19 protein-coding genes and 5 pseudogenes are annotated in these 26,955 nt (G+C 70.1%); 9 read left to right on the top strand and 15 right to left on the bottom strand.

Annotated elements, in window-relative coordinates; genetic code table 11:
• Positions 1 to 8: 8 nt before the first annotated feature.
• The gene (locus BN971_RS11685) at positions 9 to 1,181 is read right to left on the bottom strand and encodes a DNA polymerase III subunit delta' (RefSeq protein WP_090350204.1); all 1,173 of its coding nucleotides are present in this window, start codon (positions 1,179 to 1,181) and stop codon (positions 9 to 11) included.
• Positions 1,182 to 1,270: 89 nt separating this feature from the next.
• On the opposite strand from BN971_RS11685, the gene BN971_RS11680 reads away from it, so the two are divergent.
• Complete coding sequence (locus BN971_RS11680) at positions 1,271 to 3,016, top strand: adenylate/guanylate cyclase domain-containing protein (protein ID WP_245836971.1); 1,746 nt, start codon at positions 1,271 to 1,273, stop codon at positions 3,014 to 3,016.
• Here the strand turns inward: BN971_RS11680 and topA are convergent.
• The 3 genes from topA to cspA form a co-directional block, all read right to left on the bottom strand.
• Positions 3,013 to 5,841, bottom strand: a complete 2,829-nt coding sequence (gene topA, locus BN971_RS11675) for a type I DNA topoisomerase (protein WP_085182349.1) — start codon at positions 5,839 to 5,841, stop codon at positions 3,013 to 3,015. The two genes, BN971_RS11680 and topA, sit on opposite strands and share 4 nt — an antisense overlap.
• Before the next feature lie 194 nt (positions 5,842 to 6,035).
• Positions 6,036 to 6,635: a hypothetical protein gene (locus tag BN971_RS11670; RefSeq protein ID WP_085182348.1), complete on the bottom strand. Its 600-nt coding sequence runs from the start codon at positions 6,633 to 6,635 to the stop codon at positions 6,036 to 6,038.
• Positions 6,636 to 6,789: 154 nt separating this feature from the next.
• Positions 6,790 to 6,993, bottom strand: coding sequence for a cold shock protein CspA (cspA, locus tag BN971_RS11665; RefSeq protein ID WP_007166602.1), 204 nt, complete (start codon positions 6,991 to 6,993; stop codon positions 6,790 to 6,792).
• 185 nt (positions 6,994 to 7,178) lie between these two features.
• On the opposite strand from cspA, the pseudogene BN971_RS11660 reads away from it, so the two are divergent.
• The 3 genes and pseudogenes from BN971_RS11660 to BN971_RS11645 form a co-directional block, all read left to right on the top strand.
• Positions 7,179 to 8,567: pseudogene (locus BN971_RS11660) on the top strand (Zn-binding domain-containing protein); the annotation flags it as partial.
• A 379-nt stretch (positions 8,568 to 8,946) separates the two neighbouring features.
• Positions 8,947 to 9,891, top strand: a pseudogene (locus BN971_RS11655) (PAS domain-containing protein); the annotation flags it as partial.
• A gap of 661 nt (positions 9,892 to 10,552) precedes the next feature.
• Positions 10,553 to 11,410: an HAD-IB family hydrolase gene (locus tag BN971_RS11645; protein WP_085182342.1), complete on the top strand. Its 858-nt coding sequence runs from the start codon at positions 10,553 to 10,555 to the stop codon at positions 11,408 to 11,410.
• A 459-nt stretch (positions 11,411 to 11,869) separates the two neighbouring features.
• Here the strand turns inward: BN971_RS11645 and BN971_RS11635 are convergent.
• The 6 genes and pseudogenes from BN971_RS11635 to BN971_RS11610 all read right to left on the bottom strand — a co-directional run.
• Positions 11,870 to 12,226 (bottom strand): annotated as a pseudogene (locus BN971_RS11635) (oxidoreductase); the annotation flags it as partial.
• A 122-nt stretch (positions 12,227 to 12,348) separates the two neighbouring features.
• Positions 12,349 to 13,962, bottom strand: a complete 1,614-nt coding sequence (locus tag BN971_RS11630) for a dipeptide ABC transporter ATP-binding protein (protein ID WP_372511891.1) — start codon at positions 13,960 to 13,962, stop codon at positions 12,349 to 12,351.
• Positions 13,959 to 14,834: an ABC transporter permease gene (locus BN971_RS11625; protein WP_085182339.1), complete on the bottom strand. Its 876-nt coding sequence runs from the start codon at positions 14,832 to 14,834 to the stop codon at positions 13,959 to 13,961. The genes BN971_RS11630 and BN971_RS11625 overlap by 4 nt, the downstream gene beginning before the upstream one ends.
• A complete protein-coding gene (locus tag BN971_RS11620) occupies positions 14,827 to 15,753 on the bottom strand; it encodes an ABC transporter permease (RefSeq protein ID WP_085182338.1) in 927 nt (308 codons plus the stop codon). Before BN971_RS11620 ends, BN971_RS11625 begins: the two co-directional genes overlap by 8 nt.
• Position 15,754: 1 nt before the next feature.
• Positions 15,755 to 17,353, bottom strand: a complete 1,599-nt coding sequence (locus tag BN971_RS11615) for a peptide ABC transporter substrate-binding protein (RefSeq protein ID WP_372511893.1) — start codon at positions 17,351 to 17,353, stop codon at positions 15,755 to 15,757.
• A 106-nt stretch (positions 17,354 to 17,459) separates the two neighbouring features.
• Entirely contained in the window at positions 17,460 to 17,963 is a 504-nt protein-coding gene (locus BN971_RS11610) for a DUF4232 domain-containing protein (protein WP_085182364.1), read from the bottom strand.
• Between the two features lie 163 nt (positions 17,964 to 18,126).
• Between BN971_RS11610 and acs the strand changes: the two genes are divergently transcribed.
• On the top strand, positions 18,127 to 20,097 hold the full coding sequence (acs, locus tag BN971_RS11605; protein ID WP_085182336.1) for an acetate--CoA ligase: 1,971 nt from the start codon (positions 18,127 to 18,129) through the stop codon (positions 20,095 to 20,097).
• Between the two features lie 11 nt (positions 20,098 to 20,108).
• Here the strand turns inward: acs and BN971_RS11600 are convergent, their stop codons facing one another.
• Positions 20,109 to 20,807, bottom strand: coding sequence for a S1 family peptidase (locus BN971_RS11600; protein WP_090350115.1), 699 nt, complete (start codon positions 20,805 to 20,807; stop codon positions 20,109 to 20,111).
• 177 nt (positions 20,808 to 20,984) lie between these two features.
• Between BN971_RS11600 and BN971_RS11595 the strand changes: the two genes are divergently transcribed.
• Positions 20,985 to 21,536: a phage holin family protein gene (locus tag BN971_RS11595; RefSeq protein ID WP_085182335.1), complete on the top strand. Its 552-nt coding sequence runs from the start codon at positions 20,985 to 20,987 to the stop codon at positions 21,534 to 21,536.
• Entirely contained in the window at positions 21,537 to 22,496 is a 960-nt protein-coding gene (locus BN971_RS11590; RefSeq protein WP_085182334.1) for an alpha/beta fold hydrolase, read from the top strand.
• Here the strand turns inward: BN971_RS11590 and marP are convergent.
• The 4 genes and pseudogenes from marP to nth form a co-directional block, all read right to left on the bottom strand.
• The gene (gene marP / locus BN971_RS11585) at positions 22,489 to 23,682 is read right to left on the bottom strand and encodes an acid resistance serine protease MarP (RefSeq protein ID WP_090350200.1); all 1,194 of its coding nucleotides are present in this window, start codon (positions 23,680 to 23,682) and stop codon (positions 22,489 to 22,491) included. The two genes, BN971_RS11590 and marP, sit on opposite strands and share 8 nt — an antisense overlap.
• Positions 23,683 to 23,693: 11 nt before the next feature.
• Positions 23,694 to 24,452 carry an NUDIX hydrolase gene (locus BN971_RS11580; RefSeq protein WP_090350113.1) on the bottom strand — a complete coding sequence of 253 codons (759 nt, stop codon included), beginning with the start codon at positions 24,450 to 24,452 and terminating at the stop codon, positions 23,694 to 23,696.
• A gap of 65 nt (positions 24,453 to 24,517) precedes the next feature.
• Positions 24,518 to 24,916 (bottom strand): annotated as a pseudogene (locus BN971_RS11575) (TlpA family protein disulfide reductase); the annotation flags it as partial.
• Positions 24,915 to 25,517: pseudogene (gene nth, locus BN971_RS11570) on the bottom strand (endonuclease III); the annotation flags it as partial. The pseudogenes BN971_RS11575 and nth, both read right to left, overlap by 2 nt.
• A 200-nt stretch (positions 25,518 to 25,717) precedes the next feature.
• On the opposite strand from nth, the gene BN971_RS11565 reads away from it, so the two are divergent.
• Positions 25,718 to 26,092: a hypothetical protein gene (locus tag BN971_RS11565; protein WP_085182329.1), complete on the top strand. Its 375-nt coding sequence runs from the start codon at positions 25,718 to 25,720 to the stop codon at positions 26,090 to 26,092.
• 101 nt (positions 26,093 to 26,193) lie between these two features.
• Entirely contained in the window at positions 26,194 to 26,868 is a 675-nt protein-coding gene (crp, locus tag BN971_RS11560; RefSeq protein ID WP_003877056.1) for a cAMP-activated global transcriptional regulator CRP, read from the top strand.
• Positions 26,869 to 26,955: the final 87 nt, after the last annotated feature.

Here is a 26,955-nt window from a genome sequence, read left to right as displayed (position 1 = left end):
GGACCGGGTCACCCAAGTTCCTGCCCGATGGTCGCGACCATCGCATCGACGGCGAACTTGGGCTTGACGTTGATCGCCAGCGCGTCGCGGCACTCGAGCACCGCCTCCATGCAGCGCAGCAGCCGATCGGGCGAGCCGTGGGCCGCCAGGGCGGCCACCCGCTCGGCCATGTCGGGGTGGTTGGCGCGCACCCCGGCGCCGGCCGACACCACCAGCGCGTCCCGGAAATAGGTGGCCAGGTCGATCAGCGCCCGGTCCAGCGCGTCGCGCGACGCCCGCGTCTGGCGGGACTTCTGCCGCCGCTCCAGGTCCTTGATCGCGCCCGCCGCACCGCGCATCGCGCCCGCGGTGCCCTTGCCGGTGCCGCCGGCCCCCAGGGCCGTCCTGAGTTCCTCGGTCTCGGCCTCGGCGCGGCCGGCGGTCAGCACCACCGCCTCGGCCTCGGCGGCGGCCACCAGTTCCTCGGCGGCCGCGTAGGCCCGAGACGGGGTGGCGGCGTCGCGGACCAACCCCAGCGCGCGCTCGCGCCGCTGCCGGGCCTCGGGGTCGGTGGCCAGCGCCCACTCGGCCACGTCCGGGGCCAGGCCGTCGCGGTCGACCAGCACCCGCGCGATCGCCTCCGTCGGCGGCGTCACCAGCGCGACGTGCCGGCACCGCGAGCGCAGGGTCACCGCGATGTCCTCGGGATCCACCGACGGCGCGCACAGCAGGAACACCGTCGACGGCGGCGGCTCCTCGACGACCTTCAGCAGGGCGTTGGCCGCGCCCTCGGTCAGGCGGTCGGCGTCCTCGACCACCACGATCTGGCGGTGCCCGGTGCTCGGGCGCCTCGACGCGATCTGCACGATGGCGCGCATCTCGTCGACCCCGATGGACAGGCCTTCGGGGATCACCCGGCGGACGTCGGCGTGGGTGCCGGCCATGGTCGTCGTGCAGGCCCGGCAGCGGCCGCAACCCGGGGCCCCGTCTTCGACGGACCCGGTGCACTGCAGCGCGGCCGCAAAGCACAGCGCCGCGACCGAGCGCCCGGACCCGGGGGGACCGGTGATAAGCCAGGCGTGTGTCATAGTCCCGTCCGGGGCGCCGCTGTGAATCGAATCACCGCGGGCCGCCCTGGCCGCGGCCAGCAGCTCGGCCTCGACCGCCGCCTGGCCTACCAGGCGCGTAAACACACCGGACATCACCGGCAACACTAGTAGTCCATACCGACAGATACCGACCGGCCACCGGATCGCGACAATCCCGTTACATTTGCCCCCGTTTGGGCGGTATGGAACGACTTGCCGATGCCGTTGTAAGTTTCCGACAAGGCCATGCCGACCGATACGGTGGATTGATGGCAACAGCGGCGGCACTTCCCGGACGGATCAGCGCATTCGTCCGGTGGGTGGTGCGCACGCCCTGGCCGCTCTTCTCGTTGAGCATGCTGCAGGCCGACATCATCGGCGCCCTGTTCGTGCTGGGCTTCCTGCGCTACGCGCTGCCTCCCCAGGACCGGGTGCAACTGCAGGATCTGCCGGCGATGAACCTGGCGATCTTCGGCACCGCGCTGGTCGTCTTGTTCCTCGCCGGATGGCTGGTCAACCTGAGACTGCTGATGCCGGTGTTCCGGTGGCAGCGCCGCGACAACCTGCTGGCCGAGGCGGACCCGGCGGCGACGGAACTGGCCCGCACCCGCGCGCTGCGGATGCCGTTCTACCGGACGGTGACCAGCATGGTCGCGTGGTGCATCGGCGGGGTGGTGTTCATCATCGCCAGCTGGTCGGTGGCGCGGTACTCCGCCCCCGTCGTGGCCGTCTCCACCGGCCTCGGTGCCGCGGCGACGGCAATCATCGGCTACCTGCAGTCCGAGCGGGTGCTGCGGCCGGTGGCCGTGGCCGCCCTGCGCAGCGGCGTGCCGGAGAACGTCAAGGCGCCCGGCGTCATCCTGCGCCAGATGCTGACGTGGATGCTGTCCACCGCCGTGCCGGTGCTGGCCATCGTGCTGGCGGTGGTGGCCGACAAGGCCTCGCTGCTGCACGCCACGCCCGAGAAGCTGTTCACCCCCATCCTGTTGCTCGCCGCGGCGGCGCTGGGCATCGGCGGGGTCAGCACGCTGCTGGTGGCCATGTCGATCGCCGACCCGCTGCGCCAGCTCCGCTGGGCGCTGAGCGAGGTGCAGCGCGGAAACTACAACGCCCACATGCAGATCTACGACGCCAGCGAGCTCGGCCTGCTGCAGGCCGGGTTCAACGACATGGTGCGCGACCTGTCCGAGCGGCAGCGGCTGCGGGACCTGTTCGGCCGCTACGTGGGCGAGGACGTGGCCCGCCGCGCCCTGGAGCGGGGCACCGAGCTGGGTGGCCAGGAGCGCGACGTCGCCGTCCTGTTCGTCGACCTGGTCGGCTCCACCAAGCTGGCCGCGACCCGCCCGCCCGCGGAAGTGGTCCATCTGCTCAACGAGTTCTTCCGGGTCGTCGTGGACACCGTCGGCAAGCACGGCGGCTTCGTCAACAAGTTCCAGGGCGACGCCGCGCTGGCCATCTTCGGCGCGCCCATCGAGCACCCGGACGCCTCCGGGGGGGCGCTCGCCGCCGCCCGTGAGCTGCACGACGCCATCCTGCCGGTGATCGGCTCGGCGGAGTTCGGGATCGGCGTGTCGGCCGGCCGGGCCATCGCAGGCCACATCGGCGCCCAGGCGCGCTTCGAGTACACGGTGATCGGCGACCCGGTCAACGAGGCCGCGCGCCTGACGGAGCTGGCCAAACTCGAGCCGGGCCACGTGCTGGCGTCGGCGATCGCGGTCAGCGGCGCGCTGGACGCCGAGGCCCTGTGCTGGGACGTCGGCGAGGTCGTCGAGCTACGCGGTCGCACCGCCCCCACCCAGCTGGCCCGGCCGGTGCATCTGGCCAGACCCGCGGCGGACTCGGCGCCCGCCCAAGCACCCCAGGCACGCGAAGCATCCGAAGGACACCGTGCGCCCGAAACACACCGGGCACGCGAGGCGCCCAGGGTCCCCAGCCGGGCGCGCCGCTAGCTCTTCTTGGCGGCCCGCCTGGCCCCCGATTTGGCCGGCGCCTTGCGGGCGGCGGTCTTGCGCGCGGTCCGCTTCACCGGGCCGCGGGCGCGCCGGTCGGCCAGCAGCTCGGCCGCGCGCTCGTCGGTGATCGACATGACGTCGTCGCCCTTACGCAGGCTCGCGTTGGTCTCGCCGTCGGTGACGTAGGGCCCGAACCGGCCGTCCTTGATCACCATCGGCTTGCCCGACGCCGGGTCGTTCCCCAGCTCGCGCAGCGGCGGCGCGGCGGCGCTTTGCCGGCCGCGACGCTTGGGTTCGGCGTAGATCTTCAGCGCTTCCTCGAGCGAGATCTCGAAGATCTGCTCTTCGGTCGCCAGCGAGCGAGAGTCGTTGCCGCGCTTTAAGTATGGGCCGTAGCGACCGTTCTGCGCGGTGATCTCCTCGCCGGTCGACGGGTCGACGCCGACCACCCGCGGCAGCGACAGCAGCTTCAGCGCGTCCTCGAGCGTCACCGTCTGCAGGTCCATGCTGCGGAGCAGGGAGCCGGTCCGCGGCTTGGGACCGGTGGGCTTCTTGCCCTTCTTTGCCGGCGCACCGCCCTCGTCCTCCTCCGGCGGTGGCGGCAGCACCTCGGTCACGTACGGCCCGTACCGGCCGTCCTTGGCGACGATCTCGTGCCCGGTCGCGGGATCGGTGCCCAGGCTGCGTCCCTCCTGCGGGGTGGCGAACAGCTCCTCGGCCACCTCGAGCGTGAGCTCATCGGGGGTCAGCGAGTCGCTGAGGTTGGCCCGCTGCGGGGTCAGCTCCCCGCCGGGATTGTCGGGGTCGCCGGCCACCATCCGCTCCAGGTAGGGCCCGTTCTTGCCGACGCGGACGTAGACGGGGCGACCCTGCGCGTCGTCAAACAGCTTGATGGAGTTCACTTCTCGCGCGTCGATGCCCTCGAGGTTGACGCCGACGAGCTTCTTCAGCCCGCCGGAGCGGGCCACCGAGTCCGGCACCCCGTGCTCGCCGCCGAAGTAGAAGTTGTTCAGCCAGTCGGTGCGCCGCTCCTGGCCCGAGGCGATCGCGTCGAGCTCGTCCTCCATGGCCGCGGTGAAGTCGTAGTCCACCAGCCGGCCGAAGTGCTGCTCGAGCAGCCCCGTGACGGCGAACGCCACCCACGACGGCACCAGGGCGCTGCCCTTCTTGTGCACGTAGCCGCGGTCCTGAATGGTCTTGATGATCGACGAGTACGTCGACGGGCGGCCGATGCCCAGCTCCTCGAGCGCCTTCACCAGCGACGCCTCGGTGTAGCGCGCCGGCGGGTTGGTGGCGTGGCCGTCGGGGGTGAGTTCCAGGACGGCCAGCCGCTGCCCCTCGGTCAGCTGCGGCAGCCGGCTTTCGGCGTCGTCGGCCTCGCCGCCGACCAGCTCGTCCACCGTCTCGACGTAGGCCTTGAGGAAGCCGGCGAACGTGATGGTGCGCCCGCTGGCGGAGAACATGACCTCCCTGTCCCCCGACCTGCCGCCGATCCGCAGGCTCAGCGTGGTCCCGCGCGCGTCGGCCATCTGCGAGGCCACCGTGCGCTGCCAGATGAGCTCGTAGAGCCGGAAGTCGTCGCCGGCCAGCTCGCGGCGCACCGCGTCCGGGGTCGCGAAGGTGTCGCCGGCGGGCCGGATCGCCTCGTGCGCCTCCTGGGCGTTCTTCACCTTGCGGGTGTACTGCCGCGGCGACGGGGAGACGTACTCCGCGCCGTAGAGCTGGCGCGCCTGGGTGCGCGCGGCGTTGATCGCCGACTCCGACAGCGTGGTCGAGTCGGTCCGCATATAAGTGATGTAGCCGTTCTCATACAGGCGCTGGGCGATGCTCATCGTGCGCTCGGAGGAGAACCGCAGCTTGCGGCCGGCCTCCTGCTGCAGCGTCGACGTCATGAACGGCGGGTACGGGCGACGGGTGTAGGGCTTCTCCTCCACCGACGCCACGCTCAGCTGCGCGCCCTGCAGGGAAGTGGCCAGCGAGGTCGCGCCCGCCTCGTCGAGGATCACCACCTCGTCGGCCTTGCGCAGCCGGCCCAGCGAGTCGAAGTCGCGGCCGGTCGCCACGCGGCGCCCGTCGACGCTGGTCAGCCGGGCGGTGAAGGTGGGCGGGGCGGCCTGCGGATCGGAGATGCTGGCGTCGAGTTGGGCGACGATGTCCCAGTAGGAGGCGCTACGGAACGCCATCCGGTCGCGTTCGCGCTGGACGATGATCCGGGTGGCCACCGACTGGACCCGGCCCGCGGACAGCCGGGGTGCGACCTTCTTCCACAGCACCGGGCTGACCTCGTAGCCGTACAGCCGGTCCAGGATGCGGCGGGTCTCCTGCGCGTCGACCAGGTCGATGTCGAGGTCGCGGGGGTTCTCGGCGGCCTCCAGGATCGCCGGCTCGGTGATCTCGTGGAAGACCATCCGCTTGACGGGGATGCTCGGCTTGAGGGTCTCCAGCAGGTGCCAGGCGATGGCCTCGCCCTCGCGGTCGCCATCCGTGGCCAGGTAGAGCTCGTCGACGCCCTTGAGCAGGCCCCTCAGCTCGGTGACGGTGCTCTTCTTCTCGGGGCTGATGATGTAGAGCGGCTCGAAGTCGTGGTCGACGTTGACCCCCAGCCTGGCCCACGGCTCGGACTTGTACTTGGCGGGCACGTCGGCCGCGGCACGGGGCAGGTCGCGGATGTGTCCGCGGGACGACTCGACGATGTACGTGGGGCCCAGGTAACCGGCCAGTTTGCGCGCCTTGGTCGGCGACTCGACGATGACGAGTCGCCGGCGGCTACCGTTAGGGCCGCTGCCAGCGCCTTGAGAGCCCTTCAGCTTCGGGTCAGCCAACTACGCTTACGCTCCATCTCTTCACCGGCCCCCCTGCGGGACCGCCCTGCAGGAAGAATGACAGGCCTGCACCGAAAATTCCGAGGAAATTTCATGTACGCCAGCGTTCCTTCGCCGTCGGGCACCTGACAATTTCGCACCCTCGGGCGGGCCTGCGCAAACCGGCTGCCGGAAACGAGGATCCTATCCGGCCGTCATACCCGCGGCCACAGCGGCAGCGCGTCGACGGCCGCCGGGGGCTCTCCCACGTTCTCTACCAGCCGCGATAGCCTGCGGCGCCCGCTGATCCGAAGCGCGGGCCGGCCGCCGCGGGTGCCGATGAGGGTGGGTGCGATCCCGACCCGCATCAGGGCCGACGCCAGCGGGGAGTGGGTGTCGGGCGCGTGCGGATCCAACCCGAGCAGATAGTGGTCGCCCTCCGGGCTGCCGGCCGCCAGGGCCCACGCCCGCAGCTCGCGCGGGCCGGGCAGCCAGCGCGGCGGAACCGTCTTGACCGCCCCCCGCGTCCATTCGGCCGCGATGCTGACCAGCGCGGGGTGCACCGCCGTGCGCACCAGCGGGCTGTCTTCGTCGGTGCGGCCGATCTCGGGAACCAGGCCGGCCTCGCGGATCATCTCGGCCAGCGCGTCGGCGCGCCAGGGCATGTCCACCACCACCGAGATCCGCGCGCCGGAGGGCCGGCCTTCCTGCGAGGTCCCGACCAGGACGATCTGGCCGGACGCCGCCAGCACCCCGGAGAGGTCGGCGACCGCGGGGGGCACCGACTCCGCCGTGAAGAAGGACAGCTGGCTCACGCCAACGACAGTAGGCCAGTTCGTCCATGCGCGTCTTGAGGTTTCCGGCGCGCCGACGGGTTATCGCGCGGCGCCCGGAGCGACAACTGAAAACCCCCCGGCCGGCCCGCGGGGCGGGACTGCACGGGGGGTTTCCGTGAGGATCTGCTCGCCTTTAGACGGAGCGGACTCCGGTGGCCTGGGGGCCCTTAGGGCTGTGGCCGATCTCGAACTCGACCTTCTGGTTTTCTTCAAGGGTGCGGAAGCCCGAACCCTGGATCTCCGTGTAGTGGACAAACACATCAGCGGAACCGTCTTCAGGCGCAATGAACCCGAAACCCTTCTCCGCGTTGAACCACTTCACAGTTCCCTGTGGCATCTCTCGATCTTTCCTTTTCTTCTGGGTGCGGGACACCGCCTTTCGGTGCCCCGGGCCTGCTAACGACCGCCATACCTCGCTGAGTCGCCGGAACTTCACCCGACCGATTAACCTCGCAGGAACCGCGGCCGCAACGATAGATCCTGCGAAAGTGTGACACGAACACAGAAGCTGCGACCGCAATCATCCAATCACGGCGCGCCGCGGAGTTGACCGCGCTCGGCGCGCAGGCGCGGCTGGCCGACATCGCGCCGGATCTTTCGGACCAGGTGGCGTCGTACCGGGCCGGCTACCTCTCCGAGGACCGCACCGCGCTGGAACGCGCGCTGGCCGAGGGCCGGCTGCGCGGCCTGGCCACCACCAACGCCCTGGAGCTCGGCGTCGACATCGCCGGGCTGGACGCGGTGGTGCTCGCCGGGTTCCCCGGTACGGTCGCGTCGTTCTGGCAGCAGGCCGGCCGCTCGGGCCGCCGCGGCCAGGGTGCGCTGGTGGTGCTGGTCGCCCGCGACGACCCCCTGGACACCTACCTGGTGCACAATCCCGCCGCGCTGCTGGACAAGCCGGTCGAGCGGGTCGTCATCGATCCGGCCAACCCCTACCTGCTGGGTCCGCAACTGCTCTGCGCCGCAACGGAATTGCCGTTGGACGAGGCCGAGGTCCGCGAGTTCGGCGCCACCGAGGTGGCGGCCGGCTTGGTCGACGACGGCCTGCTGCGGCGGCGCAACGGCAAGTACTTTCCCGCGCCGGGCCTGCAGCCGCACGGGGCGGTGGACATCCGGGGGTCGACGGGCGGGCAGGTCGTCATCGTGGAGGCCGACACCGGGCGAATGCTGGGCAGCGCCGACATCGGCCAGGCGCCGGCCTGCGTGCATCCGGGAGCGGTCTACCTGCACCGGGGCGAGACCTACGTCGTCGACTCCCTGGACCTCGAGGCCGGCATCGCCTTCGTCCACGCCGACGATCCCGGCTACTCGACCTTCGCGCGCGAACTGACCGACATCGCGGTCACCGGAGCCGGGGAGCGTCTGGCGTTCGGACCGGTCACCCTGGGTGCGGTGCCGGTGACGGTCACCCATCAGGTGGTCGGCTACCTGCGGCGCCGGTTGAACGGCGAGGTGATCGACTTCGTCGAGCTCGACATGCCCGCCAATACCCTGCCCACCACCGCGGTGATGTACACCGTCACGCAGGAAGCGTTGCAGCGCAACGGGATAGACGCACCGCGTATCCCCGGGTCGTTGCACGCCGCCGAGCACGCGGCCATCGGCCTGCTGCCGCTGGTGGCCAGCTGCGACCGCGGCGACATCGGCGGCATGTCCACCGCCATCGGACCCGACGGGTTGCCCAGCGTCTTCGTCTACGACGGCTACCCGGGCGGCGCGGGATTCGCCGAGCGCGGCTTCCGTCAGGCCCGGACCTGGCTGGGCGCGACGGCCGCCGCCATCGAGGCATGCGAATGCCCCGCGGGCTGCCCGTCGTGCGTGCAGTCCCCCAAGTGTGGCAACGGCAACGACCCGCTGGACAAGGCGGGCGCGGTGCGGGTATTGCGGCTGGTACTGGCCGAGCTGGGCTGACCGCCGACCCCGGGTGACGAGCGCGGGTACGGTCCACACACCGGGCTGCCGTCACGCCAGATCGCGCCAAGTCCCTTGTCGCGGATCACGCCGATCGACCCCTCGACGACCGCGTGACTGCGTCGTGCACACATCATGGCGTATCGCTGCGGCGTCTACGCGGCTTTTCGGCACAAAACCGCTCGCTGAAAACCGCCGAATTCGGATTCCCATATCCCACGGCCAACTCTGGCATACTCGCCGCCATCCAAATCCGAATAGTTCGGTCGCCCAGGATGATTGACGCGTTGCGGAACTGATTCCAGTCTCGGGCGCGCCCGCGGCCACCGCCACGCGAGTCCCTGGCTGCGGAAGGGCGTCCCCACCGTAAGATCTCCCCATGGCCCACGACTGGCTGCTCGTGGAAACGTTGGGGGGCGATCCGGCTGTCGTGGCGCAGGGACAGCAACTGAAGAATCTCGTCCCCATCACCACGTTCATGCGCCGCAGCCCGTACCTCGCGGCGGTGCGGACGGCGATCGCCGAGTCGGTGCAGACCGGCCAGAGCCTGACCAGCATCACCCCCAAACGCGACCGCGTCATCCGGACCGAACCGGTGGTGATGTCCGACGGACGCATTCACGGCGTGCACGTATGGACCGGTCCCGCCGACGCCGAACCCCCGGAACGGCCCACGCCGGGGCCGCTGAAGTGGGATCTGACCCTCGGTGTGGCCACCGACACCCGCGAGTCACTGAACAACACGGGCAAGAACCCGGAGGTAGAAGTCACCTTCGGCAGGGCGTTCGCCGAAGACCTCCCGTCGCGCGAGCTCAACCCCAACGAAACCAAGGTGCTGGCCATGGCGGTCAAGGCCAAGCCCGACCAAACACTCTGCAGCACCTGGGATTTGACCGACTGGCAGGGCCACCCGATCCGAATCGGTTTCGTCGCCCGCACGGGGCTGGAGCCGGGTCCCGACGGCGGCGACCATCTGGTCGCCAGGGCGATCAACTGGCGTTGCGAGCTCAAGGGCCCACCGGTGTCGACCGATGACCTGGCGCAGCGGATCCTCAGCGGGCTCGCCCAGGCGGGGGTGCACCGCGCGCTGGTCGACCTCAACAACTGGCACCTGCTCAAGTGGCTGGACGAGCCCTGCAATTTTTACGACTGGCGCAGCAGCGGCACCGACCGGCCGTGGGTGCATCCCGACGACGAGCACCTGACGGACGCCATGACAACGGAATTCACCCAGGGCGCCACCAGCCGGGTGCTGCGCCTGCGCGGGCACGGCGTCGACTGGGTGCCGGTGCACGTCACGGTCCGCAGTGCCGCGCCGCGCCCTCGTCGAGCACGACGGCCGCCGCCGCGGACCAGGTCTTGCGGTTCACCGAAGACGGGTCGGCGGCATGCACCACGCGGACACCGACCGCGGCGGCCACCCGGTCCAGCTCGTCGCGCAGCGCGGCATCCGCCACCACCGCCAACACGCCGACCGGTCGGGCCGGCACGTCCGCCTCCGCTGTGCCCCTGTTCTGCGCCACCTGCCCACCCTGCGGGGCCGCGACCTTGGCACTCCAGTCCCAAAGCCGGATCTGTGGATGGGGAAGCAACTGTGCACAACGGCGCGGTCAGCAAGATGTGGGAGAGGGGGCCCGGCGCGCACTCGGCGCTGTCCGGCAACATTGGCAGACCGTCTACATACCGGCTGACAGGTAATTGCCTCGGGAAACTTTACCCCAGAAAAGGGACGACCCCCGCCAGGGGGGGAGGAGGCGAGGGTCGTCGTGTATCAGCCCCGGGGGGTCGGGCTGATACACCCTCGGCTCAAGGCCGAGTGATGCTTACTATACACATGACAGTACGGAGTTGCGCAAGAGTCTTTTAATTCAAAAGACAGCGTGAGAAGCGGAAACACTGCCGCCGGCAACGGTTGCACACGCACTGAGCGGCCCGTTCGGGGCAAGTGACCCGGCCAGGCGCCGGCGCCGACCTATGCTGGGTTGGTGACCGTCCCCGACCCGGCCGCGCCGCAGCAAGAGGCGGCCGAAGCCGCCGAAACCGGTGCTCTCGGCGCCCGCACCGCCGCGTTCTTCGACCTGGACAAAACGATCATCGCGAAGTCCAGCACGCTGGCGTTCAGCAAACCGTTTTTCAACCAGGGGCTGCTCAGCCGCCGCGCGGTGCTCAAGTCGAGCTATGCACAGTTCATCTTCCTGCTCTCCGGCGCCGATCATGACCAAATGGACCGGATGCGCATCCACCTCACCAACATGTGCACCGGTTGGGACGTGGAACAGGTCAAGTCGATCGTCAACGAGACGCTGCACGAGATCGTCACGCCGCTGGTCTTCGCCGAGGCCGCCGACCTGATCGCCGCCCACAAACTCTGCGGCCGCGACGTCGTGGTGGTCTCGGCCTCGGGGGAGGAGATCGTCGCCCCGATCGCCCGCGCGCTGGGTGCCACGCACGCGATGGCGACCCGCATGGTCGTGCAGGACGGCAAGTACACCGGCGAGGTCGGGTTCTACTGCTACGGCGAGGGCAAGGTCCAGGCGATTCGTGAGCTGGCCGCCCGCGAGGGCTACCCGCTCGAGTACTGCTACGCCTACTCCGACTCGATCACCGACCTGCCGATGCTCGAGGCCGTCGGCCACCCCAGCGTGGTCAACCCGGACCGCGCGTTGCGCAGGGAAGCCAACGAGCGCGATTGGCCGATTCTGACGTTCTCGCGCCCGGTCTCGCTGCGGGACCGGATTCCCGCGCCGTCGGGCGCGGCGATCGCGACGACGGCGGCGGTGGGAGTCAGCGCGCTGGCCGCCGGCGCGATCACCTACTCGCTGCTGCGCCGCTTCGCGTTCTAGTTCCCGCCGGCCCCAGACGGCAACGCCAGCAAACGCCAGCAAACGTCATGGCGCCGCACTGGATCTTGCTTCGCAATTGGGCCTTGCTGTGCTCAGGGTCGAGGAGTACAAAGGTAACCACGGAAGCCCGGCGAGGCCTAGGTCGATCCGGAAGAGAAGGGTCGATCTCCCGACCCGGGCACCCAGCACGGTCCCCGGTACCCACGCGGAGTCATAGCCGCGATATGGCAGAAGTGTTGCGGGCCTGCGTAATTGCGAAAAGCGGACGGCGCCGACGGCCCTTTGGGTGGGGTCGCAACCGGAAGCATCGCAAGATCGCCGAGGCCACCCACGCAGCCCAAGAAGTGCACGCATGGTAACCGGGTTCCGTGTTAGCGGGCGGCGGGCCGAACATCTCGGAACGCCGCCCGCTTTACCTTGTGTCCCCGCGTGTTCCGCCCCTTGGGCCGGGGCGGTTGGCTAACCGCCCGCCAGCGCATCGGCGATCGTAATCGCCTCCTGCGCACCGGCTCGCATCCCCCGACAGCACAGCACCAGCCAGGACGCCACGCCCCCGGGCGTGCCCGCCGCGAACCCGCCGGCGGCGTCGCGATATGCCGCGGGTTGCCGCATCCAGCTGACCTCGGGCACACCCAACCCGTGCGGGTCCAGCCCGCTGGCGATCGTCACCAGCCGCGACACCGCCCGGGCCACCACACCGTCGGCGCTGCCGAACGGCTTGAGCGTCAGCAACTCCCCGTGCGCGACGGCGGCGACCACCGGAGCGGGCGCCCGCGTGGGACCGGTCACCAGGCCCGCGAGCAACTCCAGACGCGGTGCGCGCGGCCCAGCGCATCGCGCGCCCGGTCGCTGGCCTCCGCGACGCCGGGGAGGTCCAGCAGCGGGGCGAGCGGGTCAGCCGTCACAGGTTGCCAACCTATCGGGACGGCCGCGGGGCGTCAGACCGGCCTGGGAATGGCCTCCAGCAGTTGGCGGGTGTACTCGTGGCGGGGGCGGGTGAACAGTTCTTCGGTGGCGGCGTGTTCGACCACCCGCCCGGCTTGCATCACCAGCACCTCGTCGGCGATCTGGCGGATCACGGCCAGGTCGTGGCTGATGAACAGGTAGGTCAGCCCCAACTCGGCCTGCAGATCGGCGAGCAGGTCCAGGATCTGGGCCTGCACCAGGACGTCGAGCGCCGAGACCGCCTCGTCGAAGACGAGCACTTCCGGGCGCAGCGCCAGCGCCCGGGCGATCGCGACCCGTTGCCGCTGGCCCCCCGAGAGCTCACGCGGCAGTCGCCCCAGCACCGACGACGGCAGCGCCACCTGGTCGATCAGGCGGTGCACCGCCCGCGCGCGCGCCGCGCGATCACCGATGTGGTGAATGCGCAACGGCTCCTCGATGCTGCGAAACACCGAGTACATGGGATCCAGGCTGCTGTACGGGTTCTGGAAGACCGGCTGCATGCGCCGGCGGAAGGCCATCTCCTGGTCCCGCCGCAACCGTGCGTCGATCCTGGTGCCGTCGAAAACCACCGTTCCCGAGGTGGGCCGAAGCAGGCCGAGGACCATGCGCGCCAGGGTCGACTTCCCCGAGCCCGACCCGCCGGCTATCGCCAGGGTGCCGGCGCGACGGAGGCGAAACGACACAGCGTCGACGGCGCGAAACTCCTTTCGCCGCAGGCCTTTCCAGCGGCCGCCCCCGCCCGGCTCGCGATAGGCCTTGGTCAGCTCCGAGGCGACGAGGATGTCAGCGGGGGGTTCGGGTGCCGCCGTGGCGCGGTCCCGGGTCCGCACCGTCAGCGACGGGGCCGCCGCCACCAGCCGCCGGGTGTAGTCGCGCTGCGGCCGGCGCAGGATCGCCCGCGCCTCGCCCGATTCCACCACCTCGCCCCGGTGCACGACGACGACGGATTCGGCCCGTTCGGCGGCCAGCGCGAGGTCGTGGGTGATCAACAGCAGCGCGGTGCCGAGTTCGTCGGTGAGGCGCTGCAGGTGGTCGAGCACCTGGCGTTGCACCGTGACGTCGAGCGCGGAGGTCGGCTCGTCGGCGATCAGCAGCTTGGGCCGGCCCGCCAGGCCGATGGCGATCAGCGCGCGCTGGCACATGCCGCCGGACAGCTGATGCGGGTAGCGGGCGGCGGCCGCCGCCGGGTCGGCCATGCCCGCCTCGGCGAGCAGTTCGACCGCGCGCCGCCGCGCGCCTTTCCCGTCGGTGTTGGCCCGCAACGCTTCCCGGACCTGGAAACCGACCTTCCAGACCGGGTTGAGGTTGGTCATCGGGTCCTGGGGCACGTAGCCGATGGAGCGGCCCCTGATCGAGCGCATCGTCCGGGGGTCCGCGCCGGTGATGTCCCGCCCGTCGAAGATGACGCGCCCGGCGGTGACCCGTCCGCCGGGCGGCAGCAGCCCGAGAACCGCGGCGGCCGTGGTGGATTTACCCGAACCGGATTCGCCCACCACGGCGACGGTCTGGCCGGGCTGCACGGTGAGGTCGACGCCGCACACGACCGGGGCGCCCGCGCCGAATGTGACCTCGAGGCCCTCGACGGACAGCAGCGGGGCGCTCATGCGCGCCACGCCCGCGAGGCCGGGTCCAGCGCGTCGCGCAGGGCGTCCCCCATCATCATGAAGGACAACACCGTGATCGCCAGCGCCCCTGCGGGATAGAACAATATCGGCGAGCCCGACCGCAGCCGGCTCTGCGCCAGGTTGATGTCGCCGCCCCACGACACCACCGACGCCGGCAGCCCCACACCGAGATAGGACAACGAGGCCTCGGTGACGATGAAGACGCCCAGGGCGATGGTGGCGACCGCCAGGACCGGTCCCAGCGCGTTGGGCAGCGCGTGCCGCAGCAGGATCTGGAAGTCGCTGAGCCCCAGCGCCTTCGATGCGAGCACGTAGTCGCCGGCCCGGACCTCCAGCACCGCGCCGCGGGCGATCCTGGCCACCTGCGGCCAGCCGAACAGGGCCAGCACGGTGATCACCGTCCACACCGTCCGGTGCCGCATCACCCCCATGATGACGATGGCGGCCAGCAGCAGCGGCAACCCGAAGAACACGTCGGCGACGCGCGAGACCAGCCCGTCGAGCCACCCCCCGTAAAAGCCCGCGAGCGCGCCCAGCGCCCCGCCCACGACGAATACCACGAGCGTGGCGCCCAGCCCGACGGTGACCGAGGCGCGCGCCCCGTAGACGGTGCGCGCATAGATGTCGTGGCCCTGCAGGTCGGTGCCGAACCAGTGCGCCGCCGACGGCGGGAGCAGGCTCTGGCCGGGGTCGGCGTAGCGGGGATCGATTCCGGTGAACCACGACGGGAACAGCGCGACCACGACGATGCCCAAGATCAGCGACGCGGCCAGCAGGAACTTCGGGCGCCGGCGCAGCTCGCGCCAGGTCTCCCGCCAGAAGCCGTGCGGGGATGGGATGTCTTCAGCCATAACGAATCCGGGGATCGAGGGCGGCGTACAGCAGGTCCACCGCCAGGTTCGTCACCAAATAGATCAGCACCAGCACGGTCACGATGGACACCACGGTCGGCGCCTCCTGCCGGGTCACGGCTTGATACAGCACGCCGCCGACGCCGTGGATGTTGAAAATGCCCTCGGTGACGATGGCTCCCCCCATCAGCGCGCCCAGGTCCGCGCCGAGGAAGGTGACCACCGGGATCAGCGAGTTGCGCAGGATGTGCACCGTCACCACCCGCGGCCGCGAAATCCCTTTGGCGGTTGCGGTTCGCACGTGGTCGGCGTGGGCGTTGGCGGCCACCGCCGAGCGGGTCAGCCGCACCACGTACGCGAACGAGACCGAGCCCAGCACGATCCCGGGCAGCAGCAGGCGCCCGAAAGTGGCCCGCTCGCCGACGGTGACGGGTGCGATTCCCAGCCGGACACCGAACAGGAATTGCGCCAGGAACCCCAGCACGAAGATCGGGATCGCGATGATCACCAGGCCGGCGATGAGAACCGTCGCGTCGAAGATCCCGCCCTGACGCAGGCCGGCGATCACCCCGAAGCTCACGCCCAGCACCGCCTCCACGGCCACCGCGATCAGCGCGAGCCGCAGGGTGACCGGAAAGGCATGCGCCAGAACGAGACTGACCGGCAATCCGGAATAGGAGCGGCCGAGGTCGCCGCGCAGAATGCCGCCGAGGTAGCGCAGGTATTGCACGAGGAAGGGGTCGTCGAGGTGATAGCGGGCCCGCAGCGCCGCGGCCACCGCGGGCGTCAGCGGCCGGTCCCCGGCCATCGCCGCGACCGGGTCGCCGGGCAGCAGGAAGACCATGCCGTAGATCAGCAGGGTGGCGCCGAGGAACACCGGGACCATGACGGCGATCCGGCGCACGACGTAGGAGAGCATCTCAGGCCTTCACGATGTTCTCGTAGTCGGGCAGCCCGTTCCAGGTGACCGTCACACCCTTGATCTGGGGTGACCATCCCACCACGCTGATGTTGTCCCACAACGGGACAACGGGCATGTCGCGCAGCAGGATCTGCTGGGCGGCGTTGGCCAGCGCATCGGACTCCCGCATCGTGGGCGCGGCCTCCGCGGCGGCCAGCGCCGCATCGAACGCCGCGTCGGAGTAGCCGACGTCGTTCGAACCGGCGCCGGTGCCGAACAGGGGTGCCAGGAACTCCAGCAGCGACGGGTAGTCGCCCTGCCAGGCGGCGCGGAACGCGGTGCCGATGGTGTGGTTGGTGATCTGGGTGCGGAATCCGGCGAACGTCGGCTGCGGCGCCCCCACGGCGTCGATGCCCAGGACGTTCTTGATGCTGTTGGCCACCGCGTCGACCCATTCCTGGTTCCCGGCGTCGGCGTTGTAGGCGATCGCGTACTGGCCGCCCCAGGCCGAGATCTGGTTGGCCTGCCCCCAAAGTTGGCGCGCCCGTTGGGGGTTGAAGTTGAGCACGTCGTTGCCGGGCAGGTTCGGGTCGAAGCCGGGCAGCGATTGGGCGGTGAAATCGCGTGACGGGCTCCGGGTGCCCAGAAAGATCTGCTTACAGATCTGCGCGCGGTCGACGGCGGCCGACAGCGCGAGCCGGCGCAGCCGGCCCTCCTCGCCGCCGAAGTGCGGCAGCCGCAGCGGGGTGTCGAGGCTGTGCTTGACGGCGACGGGGCCGGTGGCGACGTTGTTGCCCAGGTCGCGTTTGTAGATGGGCAGCGCGCTGGGCGGAATCGTGTCCAGCACATCGAGATTGCCGGACAGCAGGTCCGCGTAGGCGGTGTCGAGGTTGGCGTAGAACTCGAACCGCAGGCCCTTGTTGTGGGGTGTCCGGTTGCCCCGATAGCCGGGATTGGGCTTCAGGTCGATCCGGACGTTATGTTCCCAGGCCGGCCCGTCGGGGCCGTCGGCGAGCTCGTAGGGGCCGTTGCCGACCGGGTTTCGGCCGAACGCCGCCATGTCGCGAAAGGCAATGCCCGGCAACGGGTAGAAGGCGCTGTGGCCCAACCGCAGGACGAAGTCGATGGTCGGCGCCTTCAGCCGCACGGTGAACTCGAGATCGTTGACCACCTGCAGGCCCGACATCCCGGTGCGCGCGGGTTTCGCGCCACCGCTCGGGCCGGCGACGTCGTCGAAGCCGTCGATCGGGCTGAAGAAGCTCTGCTGCAGTTGGGCGTTGCTGCTCAGCGCGCCGTAGTTCCAGGCGTCGACGAAAGAGCGGGCGGTCACCGGTGATCCGTCGGTGAACTTCCAGTCCGGCTTGAGCACGATGCGGTAGTTGACGTTGTCGGTGCTCTCGATCGACTTGGCGACCTCGTTCGAGGGTGTGCCCGCCGCGTCATAGGACACCAGGCCCGCGAACAGCCGGTCCAGGATCCGGCCGCCGTTGCTGTCGTTGGTGCTGGTCGGAACGAGCGGGTAGGGCGGCTCTCCGCCGTTGACCAGCACCAGGTCCGGGCTCAGCGCCCCGCCACCGCAGGCGGTCAGCGCGGCCACCGGCACCAGAGCGGCGAGCATCACGACGGCGGTCGCCACCGACAGCGAGACCGGCATCCGATGCATGACAAGAGACCCTAGGGCCTCGCGACGCGGCACGCGGGAACCGCGGACGCGGTGCCCGGCCTCAGCCGGTCGGGGTGATCGGATGCACCTGTAGCCGGCAGGCCTCGATGCCGGTCGGCACGGTGTAGACCTGCGAGGTGTCCGGCGGGTTGACCAGCAGGGCCGTGTAGGTAGGGCACGGGTTGCCGTCGTCGTCGATGGCGATGCTCTCCACGATCGCCTGCGCCTGGGTCGCTATCGACAGGATGACGGTGGGTGGCTCCTGGGTGTCGGCGGGCAGGCCGCCCATGTAGCCCCGCGGCGTCGGTTCGGCGTGGATCAGCGGGCCGCCCGCGCCCGAGTCGATCCCGGGATAGCCGGTGAGGGTACAGGGTTCGGCGCCGCCGGCCAGGCTGAAGAGCAGGATCACCGATCGGTGCCCGACGGCCGCCTCGACCGGGGAGGCGCCCACCGCGATCTGATCCGACCAGCACGGCGTCGGCTCGTCGGCCGTGTCGGGAGGGGCCGCCCACGCCGGTGCGCCGAGCGTCGCGGCGGCGGCGTAACCGGCCGAGGCCGCGGCCATCGCGCCCAGGGAGCGGACGAGTCCGCGGGCGGGCCGCCAGTCGGTTGCCGACACTCCGTGATTATGGGGGACGAGTGCATTTTTCACCCAGGATTGGGAGGCCGATCTTCATCTGGCGGCGTTAGGCTCACAGACGGTTTTGCGCCCCGACCTAGGAGAACCAGTGACCGCCAGCAACACCGAAGGACCGTCGTCGTATGCGCCACCGGCCGAGTTCGTCGAGCGGGCCAACGCCGGCGAGGAGCTGTACCGCGAGGCCGAAGACGACCGGCTGGCGTTCTGGGCCAAGCAGGCAAATCGGTTGACGTGGTCGACGCCGTTCAGCGAGGTGCTGGACTGGTCGGGGGCGCCGTTCGCGAAGTGGTTCGCCGACGGCGAGCTCAACGTGGCCTACAACTGCGTCGACCGGCACGTGGAGGCCGGGCTCGGCGACCGGGTCGCGATCCACTGGGAGGGCGAGCCGGGCGACAGCCGCAGCCTCACCTACGCGGACCTGAAAACCGAAGTGTGCAAGGCGGCCAACGCGCTGACCGGCCTCGGGCTGGTGGCGGGCGACCGCGTCGCGATCTACCTGCCGCTGATCCCCGAGGCGGTGATCGCGATGCTGGCCTGCGCGCGGCTGGGCATCATGCACAGCGTGGTGTTCGCCGGGTTCACCGCCAAGGCGCTGCGCGCCCGGATCGCCGACGCCCGGGCCAAGCTGCTGATCACCAGTGACGGGCAGTTCCGCCGCGGCAAGCCCGCGCCCCTGAAGGACGCGGCCGACGAAGCTGTCGAAAAGGGCGATACGCCCGGCGAGGACGGGGACAGTCCCGTCGAGCACATGCTGGTGGTGCGGCGCACCGGCATGGACGTGTCCTGGAACGACGAGCGCGACCTGTGGTGGCACGACGTCGTCGACAACGCCCCGCCGGAACACACGCCCACGCCGTTCGGCGCCGAGCAGCCGCTGTTCCTGCTGTACACCTCGGGTACCACCGGCAAGCCCAAGGGCATCATGCACACCAGCGGCGGCTACCTGACCCAGGCTTCCTACACGCACCACTACATGTTCGACATCAAGCCCGAAACCGACGTGTTCTGGTGCACGGCCGACATCGGCTGGGTCACCGGACACACGTACGGCGTCTACGGCCCGCTGTCCAACGGGGTGACCGAGGTGCTCTACGAGGGCACACCGGACAGCCCGACCCAGCACCGGCACTTCGAGATCATCGAAAAGTACGGTGTGACAATCTATTACACGGCGCCCACGCTGATTCGCACGTTCATGAAGTGGGGGCGCGAGATCCCCGACGCGCATGACCTGTCCAGCCTGCGGCTGCTGGGCTCGGTCGGCGAACCGATCAACCCCGAGGCGTGGCGCTGGTACCGCAAGGTGATCGGCGCGGACCGCACCCCGGTCATCGACACGTGGTGGCAGACCGAGACGGGGGCGGCCATGATCACGCCGCTGCCGGGGGTGGCCGCGGCCAAACCCGGTTCGGCGATGAGGCCGCTGCCGGGCGTCTCGGCCAGGATCGTCGACGACCACGGCGACAACCTGCCGAACGGCAGCAAGGAGGGTGAGCACATCACCGGCTACCTGGTCCTGGACCAGCCGTGGCCGTCCATGCTCCGCGGCATCTGGGGTGACCCGGAGCGCTATGTCGAGACGTACTGGTCCCGGTTCGCCGAGCAGGGTTGGTACTTCGCCGGCGACAGCGCCTGGTACGACCCCGACGGCGACATCTGGGTGGTGGGCCGCATCGACGACGTGATGAACGTGTCCGGCCACCGGCTGTCCACGGCGGAGGTGGAGTCGGCGCTCGTCGGGCACGCCGGGGTGGCCGAGGCGGCGGTCGTCGGGGCGACCGACGAGACCACCGGCCAGGCCATCTGCGCGTTCGTCGTGCTGTGCGCCGACTATCAGGTGCACGACGGGATCGTCGACGAGTTGCGCATCGAGGTCGCCCGCGAGATCTCCCCGATCGCCAAGCCCCGCGAGGTGCACGTGGTGCCCGAGTTGCCCAAGACCCGCAGCGGCAAGATCATGCGCAGGCTGCTGCGCGACGTCGCCGAGAACCGCGAGCTCGGGGACACCTCGACGCTGCTGGACCCCAGCGTGTTCGAGGCGATCCAGCCCTCGAAGTAGCTCAGGCCGGCTCAGGCCGGCAGTGGCGCGAATCCCGCGCCGGGCCGGTGCCTGGCGTTGACGTCGGCCAGGATCGCGCTGAACGACTGGACCACCGCCGGCGTGTGCAGCGGGATGTACTTGATGATGCACGTCGGCAGGTTGTCGCTGAACGCGCCGTGGATCATGCCGACCAGCAGGCCGTTGACGGTCACCGGCGCCCCGGAGTCGCCGGGCTGGCCGCACACCTGCATGACGATGGTGCCCGGGTCCTGGCCCGGCCCCCAGGTGACGCCGCACGAGTTGCCGGTCGTGCGGCCCTGCTTGCAGGCGATCTGCCCGAAGGCGGGGTCCGGGCCGACCCCGTTGATGGGAAAGCCGTTGTAGTTGGCCGTCGGTGTCACCTTGCCCGGATCGAACTTGATGACCGCATAGTCGAGGTTGTCGTTCCCGGCGACCATGGTGCCCAGGATGCCCGCGCTTTCGGCGCCCTCGGCGGCGACCTGCGCGCCGGGGCCCCCGCAGTGCGCGGAGGTGAAGCCGATCAGATCGCCGGCGGCGTCGTTGCCGATGGTGGTCAGGGTGCACATCGTGTCCCCGTTGATGACGATGCCCGCACCGCCGCCCATCGGGATCCGCACGTCGGCCGCCGCCGCCCGGGCGGGCATTCCCGCGATGGCCAACAGCAAGGTCACCATCGCCGCAACGACGTACCGCTGCGCCGTCTGCACAGCACCCTCCCATCGACCGGCCGGGCAAATCGCAACCGGCTTTGTCAGTCTATGGTCACAGCGCCGTCCCCCGCCTGAAACGGACGCTCTTCGGCTGGCCTCGTTGGGGGCGCACCGGCATGGCAACATAAACCGCGACGAGCGCGAGCCGGGGCGAGAAACGAAAGAGGTCCGTCAGTGAGCAGAGCCGATGCCAAGAACGGTGTGCCGAGCACACTGACCACGATTCCGCTGACCGACCCGCATGCCCGGGCAGCCGAGCCGTCGATCGGTGACCTGATCAAGGACGCGACCGCGCAGGTCTCCACGCTGGTGCGCGCCGAGGTCGAACTGGCCCGCGCCGAGATAACCCGCGACGTCAAGAAGGGCCTCACCGGCAGCGTCTACTTCATCGCCGCGCTGGTGGTGCTGTTCTACTCGACGTTCTTTTTCTTCTTCTTCCTCGCCGAACTGCTCGACACCTGGCTTTGGCGCTGGGCCTCGTACCTAATCGTCTTCGGCAGCATGGTGGTGGTCGGGGCGGTCCTGGCGCTGCTGGGCTTCCTGAAGGTGCGCCGCATCCGGGGGCCGCGGGAGACGATCGCGTCGGTCAAGGAGACGCGGACGGCGCTGACCCCGGGCCACGACAAGGCTTCTTCTTTTACCAAGGCCCCCAGCACGGCCCCCGCCGAGCTGCGCGGCAGGCATGAAAAGCCCGACAACGCCCCGGCCGACCCGTCGGGCTGGTAGATGGCGGCACCGGATCCGTCGGTAACCCGGATCGACGGGCCGTGGCGCCATCTGGACGTGCACGCCAACGGCATCCGATTCCATGTCGTCGAGGCGGTGGCCGCCGAGGGTACGGGGCCGGCCACGGCGCGCCCGCTGGTGATGCTGCTGCACGGATTCGGCTCGTTCTGGTGGTCCTGGCGTCATCAGCTGCGCGGCCTGACCGGGGCGCGCGTGGTCGCCGTCGACCTGCGCGGCTACGGGGGCAGTGACAAACCGCCGCGCGGCTACGACGGCTGGACGCTGGCCGGCGACACGGCCGGGCTGATCCGCGCGCTGGGCCATTCCTCGGCCACGCTGGTCGGCCACGCCGACGGCGGGCTGGCCTGCTGGGCCACCGCCCTGCTGCACTCGCGGCTGGTGCGGGCCATCGCCGTGATCAGCTCGCCGCACCCGGCCGCCCTGCGGCGATCGACGCTGACCCGCCGCGATCAGGGGCGCGCGCTGTTGCCGACGCTGCTGCGCTACCAGGTCCCCCTCTGGCCGGAGCGCCTGCTGACCCGCGACAACGCGGCCGAGATCGAGCGCCTCGTGCGCGCCCGCAGTGGCGCGAAATGGATTGCATCCGAAGATTTTTCGGAAGCGATCCGGTTGTTCCGGCTGGCGATCCAGATCCCGGGGGCCGCCCACTGCGCGCTGGAATATCAGCGCTGGGCGGCGCGCAGCCAGCTGCGCGACGAAGGCCACCGATTCATCCGGTCGGTGTCCCGGCAGCTCGGCATGCCGCTGCTACACGTGCGCGGCGACGAAGACCCCTACGTGCTGGCCGACCCGGTCGACCGCACCCGGCGCTACGCGCCGCAGGGCCGCTACGTATCCATGGCCGGCGCGGGGCATTTCAGCCACGAGGAGGCGCCGGAGGAAGTCAACCGGCACCTGAGGAGGTTCCTCGAGCAGGTGCACGGCCACCAGCTCAGCTGACGCAGGCCCCGGTGCCCACCGGTTGGCTGTCACCGATCCTGGAGAGCTGACCGGACACCTCGTCGGCGGTCAACACGAAACCGGTGTCGGGGTCGTCGACCGCCGCGCCGAACACCACACCCAGCACGTGCCCATTGAGGTCGATCAGCGGACCGCCCGAATTGCCTTGCTCCACATTGGCTCTGATGGTGTATACGTCACGGGTGACCGGCGCCGGGTCCCGGTAGATGTCGGGCCCGCTGAGTTTGATGGACTCGCGGATCCTGGCCGGCGTCGCGGTGAAATTGCCGCCGCCGGGATAGCCCAGCACCACGACGCTCGCCCCGGATTTCGCCTCGGCCTCGGCGAACGTCAACGGTGGCGGCGGCAGGTTGGGGACGGCGAGGATCGCGATGTCCACCGACGGGTCATAGGAGACCACGGTGGCGTCCAGCGGGTTGCCACTGGCGTACACCTGGACGCTGGCGGAGCCGGCGACCACGTGCGCGTTGGTCATCACCCGGTCCGGCGCGATCACGAATCCGCTGCCCTCCAAGACCTTCTGGCACCCCGGCGCCAGGCTGCGGACCTTGACCACGCTGGGTGCGGTCGCCAGCACCACCGGATTGTTGGCCAGGGCGGGGTCAGGCGACGCGACCGGTATCACCGGCGTGCGGCTGAACGGCTCGAGCACGGCGGGCAGGCCGGAGGTGTTCAGCAGCGCCGAGAGGCGCTTGGGCACCGTTTTCAGCCACGGCGGCGCAATCTCGTTGACGTGGGCCAACACTCGCGAGCCCCTGACCGCGGAGGCCAGTTCGGGTTGATCCTTGGACTGCGTCAGCGGGGTCGCCAGCAGCCAGGCCGCGGTCAGGACGACGATGAGCTGCACCCCCACCCCGATCACCGAGTCGACCGTCCGCACGGTGCGGCTGCGGATCGCGCTCCGGACGGCCCTGCCCAGCACCACGCCGGCCACCTCGCCGACGACGACCAGCGCAAGGATCAAGAACAGCGCCGCGAACAGCTTGGCGCGCGGGGCGGCGATGTGGCTGACGATGTGCGGGGCCAGCAGCACGCCGGCGATCGCGCCGAGCAACACACCGACGAACGACAGCAGCGAGCCCAGCGCGCCCGAACGCCAGCCCGAGATCGCCGCGATGAACGCGACCGCGAGCACGGCGACATCCAGCCACTGCGACGGCGTCATCGAGTTTACGTTCATCGGGGCGACCCGCCCTGCTCGCCGACAAGCGCCATCGCCGCGTCCAATTCGCGGACGTCGGCGGTGTCCCAGGGCTGCGCCCAGCCGGCGACGTCGAGGACCGCGGAGATCACCTGGCCAGTGAAGCCCCAAACCAGCATCTCGTTCAGCAGAAACGCCGGACCCGCCCAGCGGCGGCCCAGGTCGCCGCGATACACCATCAGGCGATTGTCTGGATTGATGAAGGCGCGCAATGGAACTCGTGCGACGATCGCCGTCTCGGCCTCGTTGACGACGGTCACCGGCCCCGGGTCGGGCGAGTAGGCCAGCACCGGCACGACGTGGAACTGCGACGGCGCGATGAAGGTCCGCTCCATGGTGGCCAGCGGGTGCAGCCTGGACGGGTCGATCCCGGTTTCCTCCTTCGCCTCGCGCAGCGCGGTGGCCACCGGGCCGTCGTCGGTGGGGTCGGCGGCGCCGCCCGGGAACGCCGCCTGGCCGGCGTGGTGGCGCAACGTCGAGGACCGCACCGTCAGCAGCAGGTCGGCGTCGTCGGGGACGTCACCGGTCCTGGAGTCGGGGCCGGAGAACAACACCAGCACGGCGGCCTCGCGGTCGGCGCGCCGGCCGCGCGACGTGATCGCCGACGCGGCCTTGCTCACCATCGCCAACACGTCGGCGGGCAGCCGGCGCCGGTATGCGTCGGGGATCGCGTCGACGTTGTCGACCAGCGGCCGCAGCCAGGGTGGGCAGACTTCAGGTCGCAGCGCCAGCATTCCCGAGGTTCCCGGCGGGCGGGCGGGACCACCAGCACTCACCGGCGCCTCCCTTTGGTACTTACTTACCCCGCGTCGTTTCCGACCGCGGCCGCGATCTCGTCGGCACTGGCGAAGGCTCGTGGCAGCGTCTGGGCAACGCTACCGTCTGGCCGCAGGACCACCGTCGCTGGCATCACATTCACCACGCGCAACGCGGCCGCGATCCGGCGCCGGCCGTCCTGCAGGGTCGGCAGCCGAACGCCCAACTCGGCCAACCGCAGCAACGCGGCCGTCTCGTTCTCGTCCTGGTGCACGGTCACCACCGTCACGCCCGGGCCGACTCGCCGTTGGTAGTCGGCCATCGCCGGCAGTTCGGCCGCGCACGGCGCGCACCAGTAAGCCCAGAAATTGAGGACGACCCGGCGCCCGGCCAGCGCGCGCGCGACGTCGACGAGCGAACCGTCCGCCGCGCACTGGACGACCGAGGCCGAACGAGGGGCAGTCCTTGGCGACCAGGCACACGCCGCACGCCGGCTTGCGGGCGTGGCAGACCCGGCGCCCATGGAAGATCACGCGATGGCTCAGGTCCGTCCACTGACTGCGCTCGATCAGCTCGCCGACCGCGTGCTCGACCTTGACCGGGTCCTCCTCGGCCGTCCAGCGCCACCTTCGGACCAGGCGCCCGAAGTGGGTGTCGACCGTGATGCCCGGGATGCCGAAGGCGTTGCCCAGGATGACGTTCGCGGTCTTGCGGCCCACGCCGGGCAGGGTGACCAACTCGGCCATGGTTGAGGGCACCTCGCCGTCGAACCGCTCGATCAGGGCCTGCCCGAGGCTGATCAGCGCGGCCGCCTTATTGCGGAAAAAGCCGGTGGGACGGATGAGCTCTTCCAATTCGGCGCGATCGGCTTGCGCATAATCCAGCGCGCTGCGGTAACGCGCGAAAAGCGTTGGCGTGGTCAGGTTGACCCGCTTGTCGGTGCTTTGGGCGGACAGAATGGTGGCCACCGTCAGCTCCAGCGGTGTGGTGAAGTCCAGCTCGCAGTGGGCGTCCGGAAAGGCCACGGCCAGCGCCCGATTCATCCGCCGGGCCCGGCGCACCAAGCCATTTCGGGATTCCTGCGCCCAGCGCCGGGCCAGTGCGCCGCCCGATGCCGCCGATGCTGCCGCCGATGTCGACTTCGTGCGGCCGGACGACTTCGCCACTGTCACCTACGACAGAGTACTGATTTCGTGATCTCGCCGAGACCTCGTGTTGATTCAAGGCCCTGTTTACTCTCCTCATGTCATGGTTGCTGGTGGCCTGCGTTCCGGGGCTGCTGATGCTCGTCGCCCTCGGCCTGGGGCGACTGGAGAAAGACCTTGTCCATCACCCGGTCGCCCGCTCCGAGGCGTTCGTCGTGCACGCGGAGGCCGTCGACGTGCACACCCTGGCCACCGAGGGCATACCCGAAGCCGTGGAATACCTGCACCTTCGGCAGGCCCGGCGGCTGCCGGGCACGCTGCCGGCCGGCCGGCACGCGTTGCCGACCCACGCGGCGCCGCTTTTTGCGGTGGACCTGCCCGACAGTGCGCAAATCGGGGTATCCGTGCGAATTCACGCCCATTCACGCATCAATCAGCAGGTTAAGCTAACTCGACACGTCAATCGTGTGTAGCGTTTGGCACGTTGGACATAATTGGCCAACCTCTAGACTTGCCTCGCGGGCAAGAGGTTAGCCTGCCCATTAACACATCGTTGGAAAGCTGAAGAGGCAACGTGGACGAGATCCTGGCAAGGGCAGGAATCTTCCAAGGGGTTGAGCCCAGCGCAGTCACCGCGCTGACCAAGCAGCTGCAACCCGTCGACTTTCCGCGCGGACACACCGTTTTCGCCGAGGGCGAGCCGGGCGACAGGCTCTACATCATCGTCTCCGGCAAGGTGAAGATCGGTCGCCGCTCGCCGGATGGTCGGGAGAATCTGCTGACGATCATGGGCCCGTCGGACATGTTCGGCGAGTTGTCGATCTTCGACCCCGGCCCGCGGACGTCCAGCGCGACCACCATCACCGAGGTGCGGGCGGTGTCGATGGACCGCGACGCGCTGCGGGCGTGGATCGCCGACCGGCCCGAGATCGCCGAGCAGCTGCTGCGGGTGCTGGCGCGGCGCCTGCGCCGGACCAACAACAACCTCGCCGACCTGATCTTCACCGACGTGCCGGGCCGGGTGGCCAAGCAGCTGCTGCAGCTGGCCCAGCGTTTCGGCACCCAGGAGGGCGGCGCGATGCGCGTCACCCATGACCTGACGCAGGAGGAGATCGCGCAGCTGGTGGGCGCGTCGCGGGAGACCGTGAACAAGGCGCTCGCCGACTTCGCCCACCGCGGCTGGATCCGCCTGGAGGGCAAGAGCGTGCTGATCTCGGACTCCGAGCGGCTGGCCCGCCGAGCGCGGTAAGCGCAGGTTTCTGCGGCCGCCTGCCCGGAACCCGCCGGGACTGCGTTCAGGGCTCCGAAATGGGCGCCTGACGCGCCCTGTGCGCGG

The organism is Mycobacterium bohemicum DSM 44277, from assembly GCF_001053185.1.
Classification (GTDB): domain Bacteria; phylum Actinomycetota; class Actinomycetes; order Mycobacteriales; family Mycobacteriaceae; genus Mycobacterium; species Mycobacterium bohemicum.
This window is presented reverse-complemented; position numbering and strand designations above follow the sequence as displayed.